Origin of the sequence: Microbacterium sp. SD291 (assembly GCF_017355365.1) — a bacterium.
GTDB lineage: Bacteria > Actinomycetota > Actinomycetes > Actinomycetales > Microbacteriaceae > Microbacterium.
In genome coordinates this window covers 1-14,558 of record NZ_JADIJR010000048.1, presented here as the reverse complement: position 1 = coordinate 14,558, position 14,558 = coordinate 1, and the positions used below count along the sequence as shown (strand labels likewise).

10 protein-coding genes and 1 pseudogene are annotated in these 14,558 nt (G+C 69.8%); 3 read left to right on the top strand and 8 right to left on the bottom strand.

Features of this window, described 5'->3' with window-relative positions; all coding sequences use genetic code 11:
* Positions 1-78: 78 nt before the first annotated feature.
* Both IPV10_RS16160 and IPV10_RS16155 read left to right on the top strand, forming a co-directional pair.
* Positions 79-525: a MarR family winged helix-turn-helix transcriptional regulator gene (locus IPV10_RS16160; protein WP_207485583.1), complete on the top strand. Its 447-nt coding sequence runs from the start codon at positions 79-81 to the stop codon at positions 523-525.
* Positions 522-1,181 carry a hypothetical protein gene (locus IPV10_RS16155; protein WP_207485581.1) on the top strand — a complete coding sequence of 220 codons (660 nt, stop codon included), beginning with the start codon at positions 522-524 and terminating at the stop codon, positions 1,179-1,181. The genes IPV10_RS16160 and IPV10_RS16155 overlap by 4 nt, the downstream gene beginning before the upstream one ends.
* A gap of 106 nt (positions 1,182-1,287) precedes the next feature.
* Here the strand turns inward: IPV10_RS16155 and IPV10_RS16150 are convergent, their stop codons facing one another.
* The 8 genes from IPV10_RS16150 to IPV10_RS16115 form a co-directional block, all read right to left on the bottom strand.
* Complete coding sequence (locus tag IPV10_RS16150; protein ID WP_207485579.1) at positions 1,288-1,698, bottom strand: MmcQ/YjbR family DNA-binding protein; 411 nt, start codon at positions 1,696-1,698, stop codon at positions 1,288-1,290.
* Between the two features lie 178 nt (positions 1,699-1,876).
* A complete protein-coding gene (locus IPV10_RS16145) occupies positions 1,877-4,867 on the bottom strand; it encodes a glycoside hydrolase family 38 C-terminal domain-containing protein (RefSeq protein ID WP_207485577.1) in 2,991 nt (996 codons plus the stop codon).
* A 121-nt stretch (positions 4,868-4,988) separates the two neighbouring features.
* Positions 4,989-6,449: a family 20 glycosylhydrolase gene (locus IPV10_RS16140; protein ID WP_207485575.1), complete on the bottom strand. Its 1,461-nt coding sequence runs from the start codon at positions 6,447-6,449 to the stop codon at positions 4,989-4,991.
* 13 nt (positions 6,450-6,462) lie between these two features.
* Entirely contained in the window at positions 6,463-7,680 is a 1,218-nt protein-coding gene (locus IPV10_RS16135; RefSeq protein WP_207485573.1) for an endo-beta-N-acetylglucosaminidase H, read from the bottom strand.
* 37 nt (positions 7,681-7,717) lie between these two features.
* A complete protein-coding gene (locus tag IPV10_RS16130) occupies positions 7,718-10,909 on the bottom strand; it encodes a glycoside hydrolase domain-containing protein (protein ID WP_207485571.1) in 3,192 nt (1,063 codons plus the stop codon).
* Positions 10,906-11,826: a carbohydrate ABC transporter permease gene (locus IPV10_RS16125; RefSeq protein ID WP_207485569.1), complete on the bottom strand. Its 921-nt coding sequence runs from the start codon at positions 11,824-11,826 to the stop codon at positions 10,906-10,908. Before IPV10_RS16125 ends, IPV10_RS16130 begins: the two co-directional genes overlap by 4 nt.
* A complete protein-coding gene (locus IPV10_RS16120; protein WP_207485568.1) occupies positions 11,823-12,710 on the bottom strand; it encodes a carbohydrate ABC transporter permease in 888 nt (295 codons plus the stop codon). The genes IPV10_RS16125 and IPV10_RS16120 overlap by 4 nt, the downstream gene beginning before the upstream one ends.
* A gap of 41 nt (positions 12,711-12,751) precedes the next feature.
* A complete protein-coding gene (locus tag IPV10_RS16115) occupies positions 12,752-14,047 on the bottom strand; it encodes an extracellular solute-binding protein (RefSeq protein ID WP_207485567.1) in 1,296 nt (431 codons plus the stop codon).
* Between the two features lie 147 nt (positions 14,048-14,194).
* On the opposite strand from IPV10_RS16115, the pseudogene IPV10_RS16110 reads away from it, so the two are divergent.
* Positions 14,195-14,558, top strand: a pseudogene (locus IPV10_RS16110) (glycosyl hydrolase); the annotation flags it as partial.

Sequence of the window (14,558 nt, the reverse complement as noted above, 5' to 3'; positions counted from 1 at the left end):
GGGCGAAAACGGTGACATTCGTGAAGTCTCGCGGGCTGTGATCGTGAAGCGTGGTAACAATGTAGTAGCGTATCTATCATGCAGCCCCTCCTGGTAGACCGTCTCCTCCAGATCGCCGACCTGTTCCAGAAGGACATGGCCCGCGCGTTCGAGGGCACCGGTCTGACGCCGGCGCGTGTGCATCTGCTGTGGGTGCTGCAGCACGCCGGACCCTCCACGCAGCAGGCTCTCGCCCGGCTCTGCGAGGTGACTCCCCGCAACATCACAGGCCTGGTCGACGCCCTCGAGGGTTCCGGTCACGTGCGCCGCGGTCCTCATCCGTCCGACCGCCGCGCGGTGCTGGTCGAGCTCACGCCCGAGGCCTCGGAGACCATGGCGCGGATGCAGGAGGAGCACGCCGCGCTCGACGAGACGCTGCTCGGGGCCGTCGCGCCGGAGGATCGTGCCGCTGTCCAGCGCGGGATCGCGGCGATCACGGCGCACCTGGAGACCCTGGTGACCGAGGCAGCGGAGACGCCACGATGACCACCTCGACGACCGTCGCCCTGCCGTCGCGCGGCGCGCGCGTGCTGGACATGCTCCGGCGGGCGCTGCTCGCGGAAGTCCGCGTGTACACGAGCATCGGCCGCGCGATCGCCCGCCGTCCGGCGATCGCCCCCGGCGCGACAGGCATCGGCTATCACCGCCCCGTGCTCTCCGTGCTGTTCATCTTCATCGGGCTCTCCGCCGTGGAGATCCCGATCTTCGACCTCATCGTGCACCGCTGGCCGGTGGTGAGGATCACGATGCTGATCCTCGGCATCTGGGGCGTGACCTGGATGCTCGGCCTGCTGTGCGCAATGCTCATGCGTCCGCACACGGTCGGCCCCGACGGCATCCGGATCCGCAGCGGCCTGGAACTCGATGTGCCCGTCTCGTGGGACGACATCGCCTCGGTCGAGATCTCGCGGCGGGTCGACGAACCGAAGCAGCCCCGGATCACGGGGGTCGAAGAGGGCGGCGAGTACGCCGAGCGGATGCAGAACGAGACGAACATCCTGGTCGAGCTCGAGCACCCGACGAGCATCCGCCTCCCCGGGCTCGCCCCGAAGGGCGGACAGCACCAGGTCACGAGCATCCGCCTGTGGGCCGACGACCCCCGCGCGTTCCTCGACGCCGCCCGTCCCTTCCTCGTCGGCTGAGCCTCACTCCAGCTTTGCCCGTCAGCCCCGACCGGCCCGCGAGACTTCACGAATGTCACGAAAATCGTGGAAAACGATGACATCTGTGAAGTCTCGCGGGCTGAGCTCACTCCAGGCCGCGGTCGGCGAGCCAGGTCTTCGCGACGCGAGCGGGCGCGCGCAGCAGCCAGGCGTCGTCGATGATCTCGGCCAGCCGATCGCGGTCGATCGCGTCGAGCTCCACGAGGAGCGCGGGGTAGCCGTCGAAGTGCGGGATCGTGAACAGCCACCCGGGTTCGGCGGCGAGCAGCGCCTCCTTCTCCTCGAGGCTTCCGACGCGCACCCCGAGTACGGGTCCTTCCGGCCACTGCCTGCCGAGCTCGGCCAGCTGGCGGAGGTCGGAGCCGGTCGGGCCGCGGAGCCAGGCGAACTGGCCGCTCTTCACCCGCCAGGCGGCCGCGCCGGTGTGGCCGCCCGTGGCCTCCTCCACCCAGGGAAGCGCGAGGGCGAGTTCGCGCACATCGTCGACGGTCGCCATCCGCCCATCGTCCTCCGCGCGCGTGACGCTCGCAACGCCTCGCCGGGGCGCTCTCGTCGGACCTCTGCGGTCGCGTGCCGCCCGATGCGAGGTCGATAGAGCGCGGGAACGGGGCGGTTCGCGTGCGTTTCTGACCTCGCACGGCCGTCCGACACGTGCGGGGTCAGAAACGCACCGTTCAGCGCACGATGCGCAGCGTCCGGACCTCGAACGGGCGCAGCGTCAGCTCACCGCCGATCCGGGGGTCCTCGAGTGCGTCCTCGATCAGCGAGACCTCGCGGATCTCGCTGTGCTCGAACCCTGCCGTCAGCACGCCCGCCGCACGGCGCCCGAGGGCCTCGTACACGCGGACGATCACATCGCCCGAGCCGTCGTCGGCGAGCTTCACGCCCGACACGACGATTCCGCGACCGTCCATCGCCACGAGCGGTTCGACCTCGCGACCGCCCTGCACGACGGTGGCCGGAGAGTTGAGCCGGATGCCCTCGGCTGTGGCGACCTCGGCATCCGCCCCGATCACGAACCCGACGGTGATCTCATGGGCGCCGTGGTCGGTGTCGGGGTCGGGGAAGCGCGGAGCGCGCAGCAGCGAGAGCCGCACGACGGTCGTGACGGCGTCGCCCGACACCTCGCGCGCGGTGTCGTAGCCGTAGATCGAGTCGTTCACGAGCGCGGCGCCGAAGTCGGCCTCGCGCACCAGCACGAACCGGTGCATCGAGGTCTCGAACTTCGCGGCCTCCCAGCTGGTGTTCGTGTGGGTCACCCGCGACTGGTAGCCGAACTGCGTCTCCGCCTCGGTGTGCGTCGCCTGGATATCGAGGGGGAACGCGAGCTTGAGCAGCTTCTCGGTCTCGTGCCAGTCGATCCGGTTGCGCAGCACCACGGTCCGCTCGCCGGGGGCGAGGGTGATCGTCTGCTCGATGGCCGACTCGGAGAACTTCCGGGTGACCACGATCGTGGCGACGCCGTCGGCGACGGATACCGCGATCGATGCGACGCCGGTGAGGTCGTCGACGCTGTTCCGGTAGTACCGGTCGATGTCCCACGCGTCCCACATGTTCGGGAAGTCCTGGTGCAGCTGGAACAGGTTGGCCGCACGCCCCTCGGCGACGGTCTCACGGCCCGTGCCCTTGTCGACGGCCGAGACGATCAGGCCGTCGGAGGAGACGAGAACCGAGACGAGGTCGTTCTCCAGGCGCCATCCGTCGCCCTCCTCGGCGAGGGTCACGGCGCGTTTCGTCTCGCTTCGCTCGCTCGACGACCGAGTATCGAGGGCGGTACCGCGGGTCGGGTCGAAGCGCAGCTCGCGCTCCCCGGAGCCTGCGAGCGAGCGACGTGCGGCATCCGCGAGCGCACGGGCATCCGCCAGCACGCCCGAGAGCACCTCGACGGCCTCACGGTGCACCCAGGCGATCGAGGTGCCGGGGAGGATGTCGTGGAACTCGTGCAGCAGCACGATCTGCCACAGCCGGTCGAGCTCGGCCTGCGGGTACGCGGTGCCCGTGCGCACGGCATCCGTCGCCGCCCACAGCTCGGCCTCGACCAGAGCGTGCTCGGCCCAGCGGTGCAGCGCCTTCGTGGCGTGCTGGCTGGTGAGGGTTCCGCGGTGCAGCTCGAGGTAGAGCTCGCCGACCCAGACGGCCGGATGCGGCAGCTCGGCGCGCGCGGCGTCGAAGAAGACGTCGGGGTGCTCCCAGACGACCTGCGCGCTGCCCTCGAGGTCCGCGAGCCTGGCGGCCTTGCCGGTCATCTCGCGGGTCGTGCCGCCGCCGCCGTCGCCCCAGCCGACCGGTGCGATCGAGCGGGACGTGACGCGGTTCTCCTTGAACTGCCGGGATGCCTTGGCGACCTCCATGCCGCTCAGCTGGGAGTTGTAGGTGTCCATCGACGGGAAGTGCGTGAACATCTGCGAGCCGTCGATGCCCTCCCACAGGAACGTGTGGTGCGGGAAGACGTTCTGCTGGTTCCAGGAGATCTTCTGCGTGAAGAACCACTCGAACCCTGCCCGGCGCATGAGCTGCGGAAGCGCCGGCGAGTAGCCGAAGCTGTCGGGCAGCCATACGCCCTTCGAGCGGATGCCGAACTCGCGCTCGAAGAAGCGCTGCCCGTAGGAGAACTGGCGCACGAGTGACTCGCCGGTGGGCATCACGGTGTCGGATTCGACCCACATGCCGCCCAGCGGCAGGAATCTCCCCTCGGCGACGGCGGCCTTGACGCGCGAGTACACCTCTGGGCGGTGCTCCTTGAGCCAGGCGTACTGCTGGGCGCTGGACATGCCGTACAGGAAGTCGGGCTGCTCCTCGATGAGCGTCGTCATCGAGGAGGTGGTGCGGGCGACCTTGCGGATCGTCTCGCGCACCGGCCACAGCCAGGCAGAGTCGATGTGCGCGTGACCGACCGCAGAGATGCGGTGCGCGCTCGCCTCGGCGGGGGAGGCGAGCACGTCGGCGAGCTTCGCCCTGGCGTCGGATGCCGTCTCCGCGATGCGCTGCAGGTCGAGCACGTCGAGGGCGTCGTCCATCGCCTGCAGGATGCGCATGCGACGGGGCGAGGTCGCCGGCAGCTCCGCCTGCAGGTCGAACAGCACCTCGAGGTCGAGGGACAGCTCGAAGATCTCCTCCTCGAAAACGGCGAGGTCGATGCGGCGGGTGCGGTACAGCGGCGCGGGCGAGGACGTGCGGATGTCGCCCTCCTGCGTCGGCAGGAAGGGGTGGTAGTCCAGCAGCACCGGGTTGGCGGCGGCCTCCAGGTACAGTTCGATCGGCTCGTCGCCCGCGGCGGTCTCGGCGATCGGCAGCCACTGGTTGCGCGGGTTGATGCTCTTGACCGGTGCTCCGTCCGGGCGGTAGACGAGGGCCTCGCACTGGAAGCCGGGCATGTTGATGTCGAAGCCCAGGTCGATCACGGCCTCGACGCGGCGACCGGCCCACTCCGCCGGGACGCGGCCGGTGAGCTTGAACCAGGTGGTCGACCAGGCCGGACCCCACATGCTCCCCACGGAGGCGGGAGCGAACTCGAGGGCGAGGCCGTCGGTCGGGCTGATCGGCTCGCCCGGCAGCTCGTTCACCTCGATCGTCAGGGGCGCGGATGCCGAGTGGACGGCGGGGCGGATGCGCTCGTCGAGCACCCGCTTGACGCGGCCGATGGTGAGCGAGGTGTCGTCATGCATGAAGTTCGTGTCTCCGGTTTGACGGTGGGGTGGCGGGGTGCGGATTTACTCAGGCTATTTTACTAAATCGCTATAGTGGGAGCGCTCTCTCGAGCATAGTTCAGCACGGACGCGGTCGACGCTACCCGGCGGATGCCGTGGGCCGCGTCGAAACACCGATCCGCGTGTCGATCGCGCAGAACTCGTCGTGCGTCAGACGCGATCCCGCGTTCCACGCGCGCTCGGCCATGGCGCGCACGGGGCGCCGCGTCGCGGCGAAGACCTCATCGACGCTCTGCGCCTCAGGATCGTCGGCCCACACGGCGAACGCCGCGCCGCGGAGCACCTCCGGGTACGGGGCGGCGAGTTCCTGCCGGAGACCACCCGGCAGTGCGGAGAAGAGACCGGGGTGCCACTCGGCACCCCAGATCCGCGAGCTGTCAGGGTACTTGTACCCTGACAGCTCGCCCAGCACGTGGTAGAAGAGACCGTCGTTGAAGTTCACCAGCTCGTGACCGGCGTCGACCGCGGCGGACAGCGGACGCATCTGCGCGTGCCAGTTCGTCCACCACGCGAGCGCGACGCGGCGATCCAGCGGCACGACGGCGCCACGGAGCATCCCGTCGTTCCATGCCCGCGTCGCGAATCCTCCCTCGCGCAGGTGCGCGGCCGTGCGATTCACGAAGTCGGTGAGCAGGTCGAAGCCGGTCGCCTGCGCCCCGAAGCGCTCACCTGCGGTCTCGGCCAGGAGCGGATGGTCGTCGACGCGCGCGAAGTCGACGAACTCGTCGCCGCCGAGATGCCAGCTCGTGCTGTGCGGGAAGAGCGGAGCGAGGTCGTCGATCAGCCCGTGCGCGAAGGCCACCGCCTCGTCGCGCGTGATGTCGAGGGCGTGGTCGGTGTCGAGCCCACGCGACGACGGCAGCCGGAGCTCCGGATGCGCGGACAGCGCGTGACGGAGGTGCCCGGGCATGTCGAGCGAAGGGATCAGGTCGATGTGCAGCTCCGCCGCGGCATCCGCGATCGCGAGCGCCTGATCGCGGGTGACGTGCTCCGGGGAGACGATCTCGGGAAAGGACTCCGAACCGATCCGGAATCCCTCGTTCTCCGACACGTGCCACTGGAACGAGTTGACGCCGACGTCGGCGAGTGAATGCAGGAGCTCGACGATCCGCGCGGCGGGGAAATGCTTGCGGGCGGCGTCGAGGTGGAATCCGCGCTCGCGGACGGCGGGCGATGAGTGCACCCTGCCGCGCGGCACGGAATCCTGCGCGCGCAGGTTGTGCAGCAGCTGACGGGTGGCGCGGAAGGCGCCGGCGGCGTCCCCCGCCCGCACCTCGATGTCGTCGTCGACCTCGATCGAGAAGGACTCTGCCGCGCGATCCTCGAGACGCAGGCGCACGACCGCGCGACCGCCGCCGGCGATGCCGAGCGCCCTCAGCTCGCCCTCGAGACGCACGGCCTCGCGGACGAGTCGGCCATCGTAGGCGATCACACGCACCGACTTCGGCCGCCAGCGCCCGCCGGCCGGCGCGAACAGGGACGGCTGCGGGAGAGCGAGCCAGCGCTCCCCCGCAGCAGTCCCGGCATGCTGTTCGGTCACACTCGGTTCCCGATCAGCCGCAGGCCGGCGCCTCGTACGACGCATCGATCGAGCTCTGCCCGTCGGGACCCGTGAGGTCCACCCGCACCGACCCGTCGGCGGTCGCGCCGCGCTTCGCCTGATGCACGGCGGTGCCGGAGTCGCCGGGGGCGATGCCGGTGAGGGTGCGCGTGCCGATCGACGACATCACCTCGGCGTCCACGGCCGCGTCATCGTCGTTGACGACGGTGACCTTGACCTTGACGTCGCCGCCGGCGCACGTGGCGACCGCTTCGACGTCCACGTCGTACCAGGGCGCCCTGTACGACGTCTTCAGCCCCGTGAGGGGTTCGGTGATCGAGGAGAGGTACCCGGAGTGGTCCCCGGCGGTCAGGTTGTAGGTGACGATCGCGCCGTATCCCTCGTCGGCTGTCCGCTGCGCGAAGGCGGCAGCGGTGCTCTGGCCGGTCGCGGTCAGGTTGATCGCGCCCGGAGCGAGCTGCGCGGCGTCCATGCCCACGGTCTCCGGGACCCACCAGTAGCCGTACCAGGGGTTCCAGGCGTAGTCGAGGAGGTCTCCCGCCCGGACGCCGTCGTACTCGGTCGTCTCTGCGGCCTCGCCGATCTTGTAGAACGTGAGGAGCTTGTCGTCGCCGAGGCGCTCGCGCAGCTCCTCCACCAGGTACACGAACGAGTACTCGTTCGCGGGCCCGGTGCCGTTCGTGCCGTACTTCGACCACTCGTCGTCGAAGTCGATGCCGTCGAGGCCGTACTGCTCGACGACGGCGGCGAGCTCGTCGGCGAAGGCGCCCGCGGCCTCGCGCGTCGGGAAGTTCGCGATGCCGGCGCCCTGATGGTTGCCGAGGATCGACAGCAGCACCTTGGTGCCGCGCTCCTGGAGCGGGCGGATCTGGTTCTCGGCATCCTGCAGCGTCTCGGTGACGCGCTCGTTCAGGTGCAGGTAGGCGCTCTGCGTCGCGGTGTCGTAGTTGATGTTGGCCGCGAAGATCACCGCGATGTCGAAGGCGGGGCGTTGCGTGCCCTCCAGCGTGTAGTCGGCGACGTTCGCCATGTCGTTGCTGTTCACCTCGACGTACACGACGCGCTTGGCGTCGTCGTCGGGCGTGATGCTCCCGGCGTCGGCGGATGCTCCGGCCGGAACAGTGAGTCCTGCGATCGCCAGGCAGGCTGCCGCGGCGGCGGTCAGTCGTGCGCGGCGACGGTCTCGGCGTTTCTTCGTCGAATCGATCATGAACCTCGTACCTCTCTGCGTCGTTGCAATGACTGCGTCATTGCATTTTCCGGAGCGGGAGCCCGCTCAGGTCGAAGAGCTCGAGCTGTCGCAGCTCGAGCGGCATCACCGCCCGCGCCCGCAGCATCCGCGTCGCGACGGGACGGGCGAAAGCGAAGGGCGTCGTGCGGTCGGGGCGCAGCGGCTCCGCGTGCGTCGTCGGCACCGGCAGCCAGGCCTCTCCGTCGTCGCTCGCCTCCCAGAGGAGGGCGCCGGCCGGCGATGGCGACGCGGTCGTCACTGTCACGTCCGTCACGGTGACCGGCATGGCGAACGCCCATCCGCCCGCCTCTCCCGCGGCGAGCGCGGTGACGGTCTCACCGCGATCGTCGAACAGCCGCGCAGGGCCGATCGCCGCTCCGTCATCGCCACCGGCGAGGTCGCGACGCCACGGCAGCGGCTCGTCGGCGTGCGCCCAGAGCGGGCTGCGCGCCGCGGCATCCGGATCATCCGTGAAGGTGAGCTCCAGCTCGGCGTCGCCGGCCGCGCGAAGGGCGTCGACCGGCAGCACGGCCCTCTCGAGCGCCTCGCCGTTCAGCCGCGCCTCGACGAGGAATCGCGAGGCAGGCGTCGAGCGCGTCGAGCGCACTCGCAGGCGGATGCCGTCGCCCCGGCGCACCGCGATGTCGTCGATGAGCGGAGAGCCGATCCGCAGATCGCCGGAGGCGAGCTCGAGCGGGTAGAGCCCGAGAGCCGCCCACAGCCACCAGCCGCTCATCTCGCCGTTGTCCTCGTCGCCGGGGAAGCCCTGGCCGATCATGGCGCCGGCGAACAGCCGCTCGGCGAGGCCGTGCACGACCGCGCCGGAGCGCCACGGCTGGTCGCCGTGCACGTGCATCCACGGGATGTGGTGGGCGGGCTGGTTCGAGATCGCGCACATGCCGGAGCGCTGCGCCCGCGCCTCGCGCTGCTCGTGGATGACGGTGCCGTACGGGCCGCCGAACGCCTCGTCGGCCGTCTCCTGCTCGGCGAACAGCCGGTCGAGATGCGCGCGGAGCCCCGCAGGACCCCCGTGCAGCGCGGCGAGCCCTGCGCCGTCGTGGACGGCGCTCACCGACATGCCCCAGGCGTTGGTCTCGACGTTGTCGCCGCCCCAGACCCGCGGGTCGAACGGTCCGTCGCCGAAGCGGCCGGCGTCGTCGCGGCCGCGGAAGAACCCGTGCCGGTCGTCGAACAGCGACCGGTACGAGCGCGAGCGGTTCGCGAAGTACCGGGCGAACGCTCGGTGCCGAGCGGCATCCGGCCCGCCGCGCCCGGCGATCCTGGACGCGAGGCGGCCGATCGCGGCATCCGACACCGCGTTCTCCAGGCTCCAGCTCATGCCCTCCGGCACCGCCGACGACACGTATCCGTTGAACCGGGCGCCGCTGATGCCCTTGCGACCGCGGCGCGGGTCGTCGCTCGGCTCGCAGGCGTTGCGCCACGCGCTCTCGAACGCCTCGGGGTCGGCGAGCGCGAGGCCCCAGCGCTCGGCATCCGCGAAGATCTGGTCGCTGGAGGTCCCGACCATCGAGTCGACGTAGCCGGGTGCGCTCCACCTGGCCATCCAGCCGCCGCGGCGCCACTGCTCGAGGATGCCATCGAGCATGCGCTCGGTGCCGCCGGGGTCGACGAACCCGAGCAGCGCCCAGGCCGTGCGATAGGTGTCCCAGTAGCCGTTGTTGACGAACAGGGCCCCGTCGCGGACCGGGGCTCCGGTGCCGTCCTCGCCGTGCGGGCCGGCCGGCGCGAACGGGTCGGCGAACCGGGGCCCGCCGGGTCCGCTCTCGGAGGCGTCGTTCGGGTACAGATGCAGGCGGTACAGGGCGCTCGCGATGCGCTCCCGCATCTCGCGGTCGGCGAGCACGGCGTGCGGGCCGGCCTCCGCCGGCGGGATCTCGACGGCGCCGAGCAGGTCGTCCCATTCCGACTGCAGCCGCTCGCACAGCTCGTCGAACCCGGCGGTCAGCGGCAGCTCGCCCTCCAGGGAGCGCCGAGCCTGCTGCACCGACACGAACGACTGCGCGACCCGCACCTCGAGGGTGCCCGCACCTCCGAGGAACCCGGCGACGCGCGACCGTCCTGCGTCCGCCAGCACTCCGCTCTCGGCATCCCCGGCGACGAGGCCGGCGAAGTACGTCCGCGGCGGGTTGCCCCAGTCGGCGCTCCCCTCGGGGACCCAGCCGTCGAACGAGCCGTCGGCGTGCAGCCGCAGCCGTCCTTCGTCGGTGAGCTGGTCGATCACGAAGCCGATCGTCGCCGCCGGATCGTCGGCAGTGACGCGGAAGGCGCCGCCGTGCGAGGTCGCCGTGACCTCCACGGCGAGGCCGCCGCGCAGTTCGGCGCGATAGGCGTGCGGTCGCGCCGACTCGGTGCCGGGCACGATCCGCCGTCGCCGGGCGGCGCGATCGGATGCCGGTTCACCGAGGAACGGCATCAGCTGCAGCACCCCGCGGTCGCCGATCCACGGGCTCGGCTGGTGGGAGAACTGGATCGCCTCGAGCGCCCGCCCCTCGTCGTCGTCGTCATGCACCGACCAGCGATACGGCCAGCGCGAGTCCGCGGCATCTGTCGCGGGCGTGAGGAAGCAGAATCCGTGCGGCGCCGCGGTGATCGGGATCGTGTTTCCGCGCGAGAAGCGAGAGCCGGAATGGCTGCCTCGGCGCGTGTCGACGAGGTCCGACGGGCGCGCTGCGCGCTGCGGCATCCGCCCCCAGGCCACCTCCACGAAGCCGGTCGCCTCACCGGTGAGACCGGTCGCTCCCAGCACGATCTCGACCGTTCCCCGGCGTCCCGCCCAGGGCGCCAGCGAGACGCTGTCGGCGTTCCACTGCTCCGGCATCGACCAGGCGGCGGCGAACTGCGCGTCCGGCGTCATGGCGAACCCGTAGCGGTCGCGCGCATCGGCACCGTCACTGAGCCGCGAGCCGTCACTGAGCCGCGAGCCGTCGTCGAAGACGACGTCCACCGTGACGGCGAGGGCGGCGTGCGGTGCGAGCACGGCATCCGCTCCGTCGGCGTAGAACGCCCAGTGCAGCACGGCATCCGCCGGGATCGGCACGTCCGTCTGAGAGGGCAGCGCGAGGCGCTGCACCGCGCGCGCCGCGTCGAACCGGTACGCGAAGACCTCGCCGCCGAGCACGCCGGACGACGGGCGGGACGACGGCGGGTCAGCCGGGCCGTCGGACGCCAGCAGTGTCGGGAGGGTCATCCCTTGACTGCCCCCTCCTGCACGCCGCGGAAGAAGTAGCGCTGCATGATCGAGAACAGCACGATGATCGGGATCAGCGCGACCATGGTGCCTGCGGCGATCAGCCGGGGATCCGGCGAGAAGTTGCCGTTGAGGTACGCCATGCCGACCGTCAGCGTGTAGTTGTTCGGGTTGGTGAGCACCATCAGCGGCCACAGGTAGTCGTCCCAGGCGCCGATGAACGTGAAGATCGCGACGACGCTCGCCATGCCGCGCACGTTCGGCCAGACGATGTGCCTGATGCGCTGCCAGGTCGTCGCGCCGTCGACCGTGGCGGCATCCAGGACGTCCTTCGGGATCATCCGGCACGCCGTGGCGATCAGCAGCACGTTCATCGCGCCGATCGCGCCGGGCAGGTACACGCCCCACAGGGTGTTCGCGAGCCCCAGCGAGTTGATCGTGAGGAGGTTGCTGGTGATGGTCACCTCTCCGGGCAGCAGCATGGTGGAGACCAGGATGCCGAGGGCGATCATCTTGCCGCGGAACCTCATGCACGCGAGCGCGTAGCCGCCGAGGACCGACAGGATGACGTTGGTGATCACCGACCCGACGGCGACCAGCAGCGAGTGCCACGCGTAGGTGTACACCGGGACGATGTCGGTGACCTTGGTGTAGTTCTCGAGCGTCGGATCGACCGGGATGAGGTTCGGCGGGAAGGTGTACAGGTCGTCGCCCGCGCCCTTGAAGGACGTGGAAAGCTGCCACACGAACGGACCGATCACGAGGACCAGCACGAACAGGAGGAGCACGTACCGGAGGATCAGGGAGCCGAGCGTCGGCTTGCTGAAGTCTCCTGAGCCCTTGCGCCGGTACCGTCGGTCCTTGAGGAGCTTCTGCTCCTCGGCCTGCACGGAGGGGCGCTCAGCGGTGAGGGTCATGCGGCCACCTTCTCCTTCTTCTCCCGGTTCAGCAGCAGGATGGCGACGAGCGGGATGAGCGTGAGCAGGAACAGCACGACACTGATCGCGGCCGCGTAGCCGAGGTTGCCGTTCAGGCCCGATCCGACCTGGCGGATCAGCATCACGATCGACATGTCGTAGCCGCCCGGGCCTCCGGTGCCGTTGGACAGGATGTCGAGCTCGGTGAACACGCGCATCGCGGAGACCGCGATGAGCACCGAGATCAGCAGCATCGCGCCGCGGACGCTGGGGATCGTGACGCTGAGGAACCGGCGGAAGCTCCCGGCGCCGTCGAGCATGGCCGCCTCGTGCAGCTCCTTGCCGGTGTTGCCGAGCGCTGCGAGGTACACGACCATGTAGTAGCCGACGCCCTTCCAGACCGTGAGCAGGATCGCGCAGCCGAGCAGCCACCAGCGGTCGACGAGGAACGCGATCGGCTGGTCGACGATGCCCATCCACTCGAGCGCCTGGTTGATCACGCCCTTGCTGTCGAACAGCCAGCTCCAGATCAGCGCGACGACGACGACCGAGGCGATCACCGGGAAGTAGAACGTCGTGCGGAAGACGGCGATGCCGGGGATGTTCTTCTCCACCAGCAGCGCCAGCAGCAGCGGCAGGACCGTGAGCAGCGGCACGCACACCACCACGTAGATCAGGCAGGTGAGCAGCGCGTACTGGAACTGCTCATCGGTGAGCAGCCGCTCGTACTGGGCGAGCCCGACGGGGTTCGCCGGTCGCAGCGGCCGGGCGTCGGTGAAGCTCAGCATCACCGTGTTGATGAACGGCCAGAGCGAGAACACCAGCACCCAGAGGATGGCGGGGCCGATGAGCAGCCATGGTGTGAACCATCTGTGGGATTTCATGCGGACCTCTTCCTCGGGGTGCTGGTGTCTGCGCTGCGCGACTACTGGTCGATGCGGTTCTCGTTCGCGTAGTCGACGATCTTGTCGAGCGCCTCCTCGGCGCCCAGGTCGCCGCGGATCGCGAGGGCCATCTGCTGGTTGAGGTAGTCCGTCATCGCTCCGGTCCACTGGAACGGCGTCGCCTCGGCCTCATCGAGTGCGTCGAACATCACCGTCATCGCCTCGGCCTGGGCCGGGTCGAGATCGGCCGAGACAGATGAGACGACCTCGTCGGTGCCGCCGGCGGTGCCGGGTGCGAACCCGACCGCGAGCTTCACGAACTCGACCTGGTTCGCCTCGTTGGTGACGAACTCGGCGAACGCGAGTGCCGCGGAGGGGTTCTTCGAATCGGCGGAGACGTTGATGCCCTGCACGAACAGCGGCGGGACGCCCGGACGCGCCGTCGCGGTGGTCTGCTCGAGAAGCGTGGGCGCCTTGGTCCGCAGGTCGCCGGCGAAGCCGGAGCCACCCGTCGTGTACGCCACCTTGCCCTGCAGGAACATCTCGGCGTTGCCCGCGTAGCTGCCCGTCAGCGCCTCGGCCGGCATGGCGCCTGCGGCGTACGCATCGGCGTACTGCTGGACGATCTCCACCGCCTCGGGGCTGTTGAACACGAAGGTGCCGTCCTCGTCCATCACGGGAACCTCGGCGGCGATGAACGTGTCGAGGCCCGGCATCGAGGAGACCAGCTGCACCTCGCCCGCGGAGTCGGCGGCGACGGTCTTGGCGAGCTCGAGCCAGTCGGTCGTGGTGGTCGGCAGGCTGTCCTTGGTCACGTCGTACGGCGCCAGCTGCTCGAGGTTCCACCAGGAGAGGTCGCTGCCGAGGTACCAGGGCAGGCCGTAGGTGCCCTCGACTCCGCTGAACCCGCTGTAGGCTGCCCAGCCGCCGGCGTTGTACGCGGCCTCCAGATCGGGGTCCGCGGCGGCGAGGTCGAGGAGCTTGCCTGCCTGCACCAGCGGGAACGCGATGTCCGGCGGGAGGTTCAGCACGTCGGGAAGCGTGTCGGAGTTGGCCTGGCTCAGGATCTTGTCCTGATAGCCGTCTCCCGGCTGGTCGATCCAGTCGACCGTGACCTCGGGGTTCTCCTTCTCGAAGTCGTCGATCAGTGCCTCGAAGTACGGCGTGAACTTCTCGTTCTTGAGCGACCAGGTCTGGAACTGGACGGTGCCGCTGAGCTCTCCGTCGGTGTCGATCGGGCCGGCTGCACCACCGCCGCCGCCGGCACCTGTGCATCCGGCGAGGAGGAGCGATGCTGCGGCCGCGATACCCGCGACTGCCGTTGAGCGATGCTTCATGGACGTTCTCCTTCGAAGTGTCCAGGTTGCTGCGTCTCGTCCGGGTCGCGATCACAACCTCTTACTAAAACGGTATAGTGACCATAGCATGCCATAACGGCCGACGGAACGTCCATCCGTTTCACGCCGGATCTCGAAAGGACAGCGATGCCCAGCTCGACAGCCCCGCTCCGCTTCGGCGCCAACTACACGCCGCGCTCGCAGTGGATGCACGCGTGGATGTCGCTCGATCTCGACGAGGTGCGGCGGGACTTCGAGGCGCTGGCGGATCTCGGTCTCGACCACGTGCGGATCTTCCCGCTCTGGACGCAGCTGCAGCCGAATCGCACGCTCATCAGGGACGAGGCCGTCGAAGACGTCCGCGCCGTGGTCGACATGGCGCGGGAATTCGGCCTCGACGCGAGCGTCGACGTGATCCAGGGGCACCTGTCGAGCTTCGACTTCATCCCGTCGTGGCTGTTCACCTGGCACGACAAGAACATGTTCACGCATCCGGAGGCGCTGAGCGGCC

Coding starts and splice junctions, on each gene's coding strand:
- IPV10_RS16155 (WP_207485581.1), top strand. CDS start 522: ATGACCACCTCGACGACCGTCGCCCTGCCGTCGCGCGGCGCGCGCGTG.
- IPV10_RS16125 (WP_207485569.1), bottom strand. CDS start 11,826: ATGACCCTCACCGCTGAGCGCCCCTCCGTGCAGGCCGAGGAGCAGAAG.
- IPV10_RS16160 (WP_207485583.1), top strand. CDS start 79: ATGCAGCCCCTCCTGGTAGACCGTCTCCTCCAGATCGCCGACCTGTTC.
- IPV10_RS16130 (WP_207485571.1), bottom strand. CDS start 10,909: ATGACCCTCCCGACACTGCTGGCGTCCGACGGCCCGGCTGACCCGCCG.
- IPV10_RS16145 (WP_207485577.1), bottom strand. CDS start 4,867: ATGCATGACGACACCTCGCTCACCATCGGCCGCGTCAAGCGGGTGCTC.
- IPV10_RS16150 (WP_207485579.1), bottom strand. CDS start 1,698: ATGGCGACCGTCGACGATGTGCGCGAACTCGCCCTCGCGCTTCCCTGG.
- IPV10_RS16115 (WP_207485567.1), bottom strand. CDS start 14,047: ATGAAGCATCGCTCAACGGCAGTCGCGGGTATCGCGGCCGCAGCATCG.
- IPV10_RS16135 (WP_207485573.1), bottom strand. CDS start 7,680: ATGATCGATTCGACGAAGAAACGCCGAGACCGTCGCCGCGCACGACTG.
- IPV10_RS16120 (WP_207485568.1), bottom strand. CDS start 12,710: ATGAAATCCCACAGATGGTTCACACCATGGCTGCTCATCGGCCCCGCC.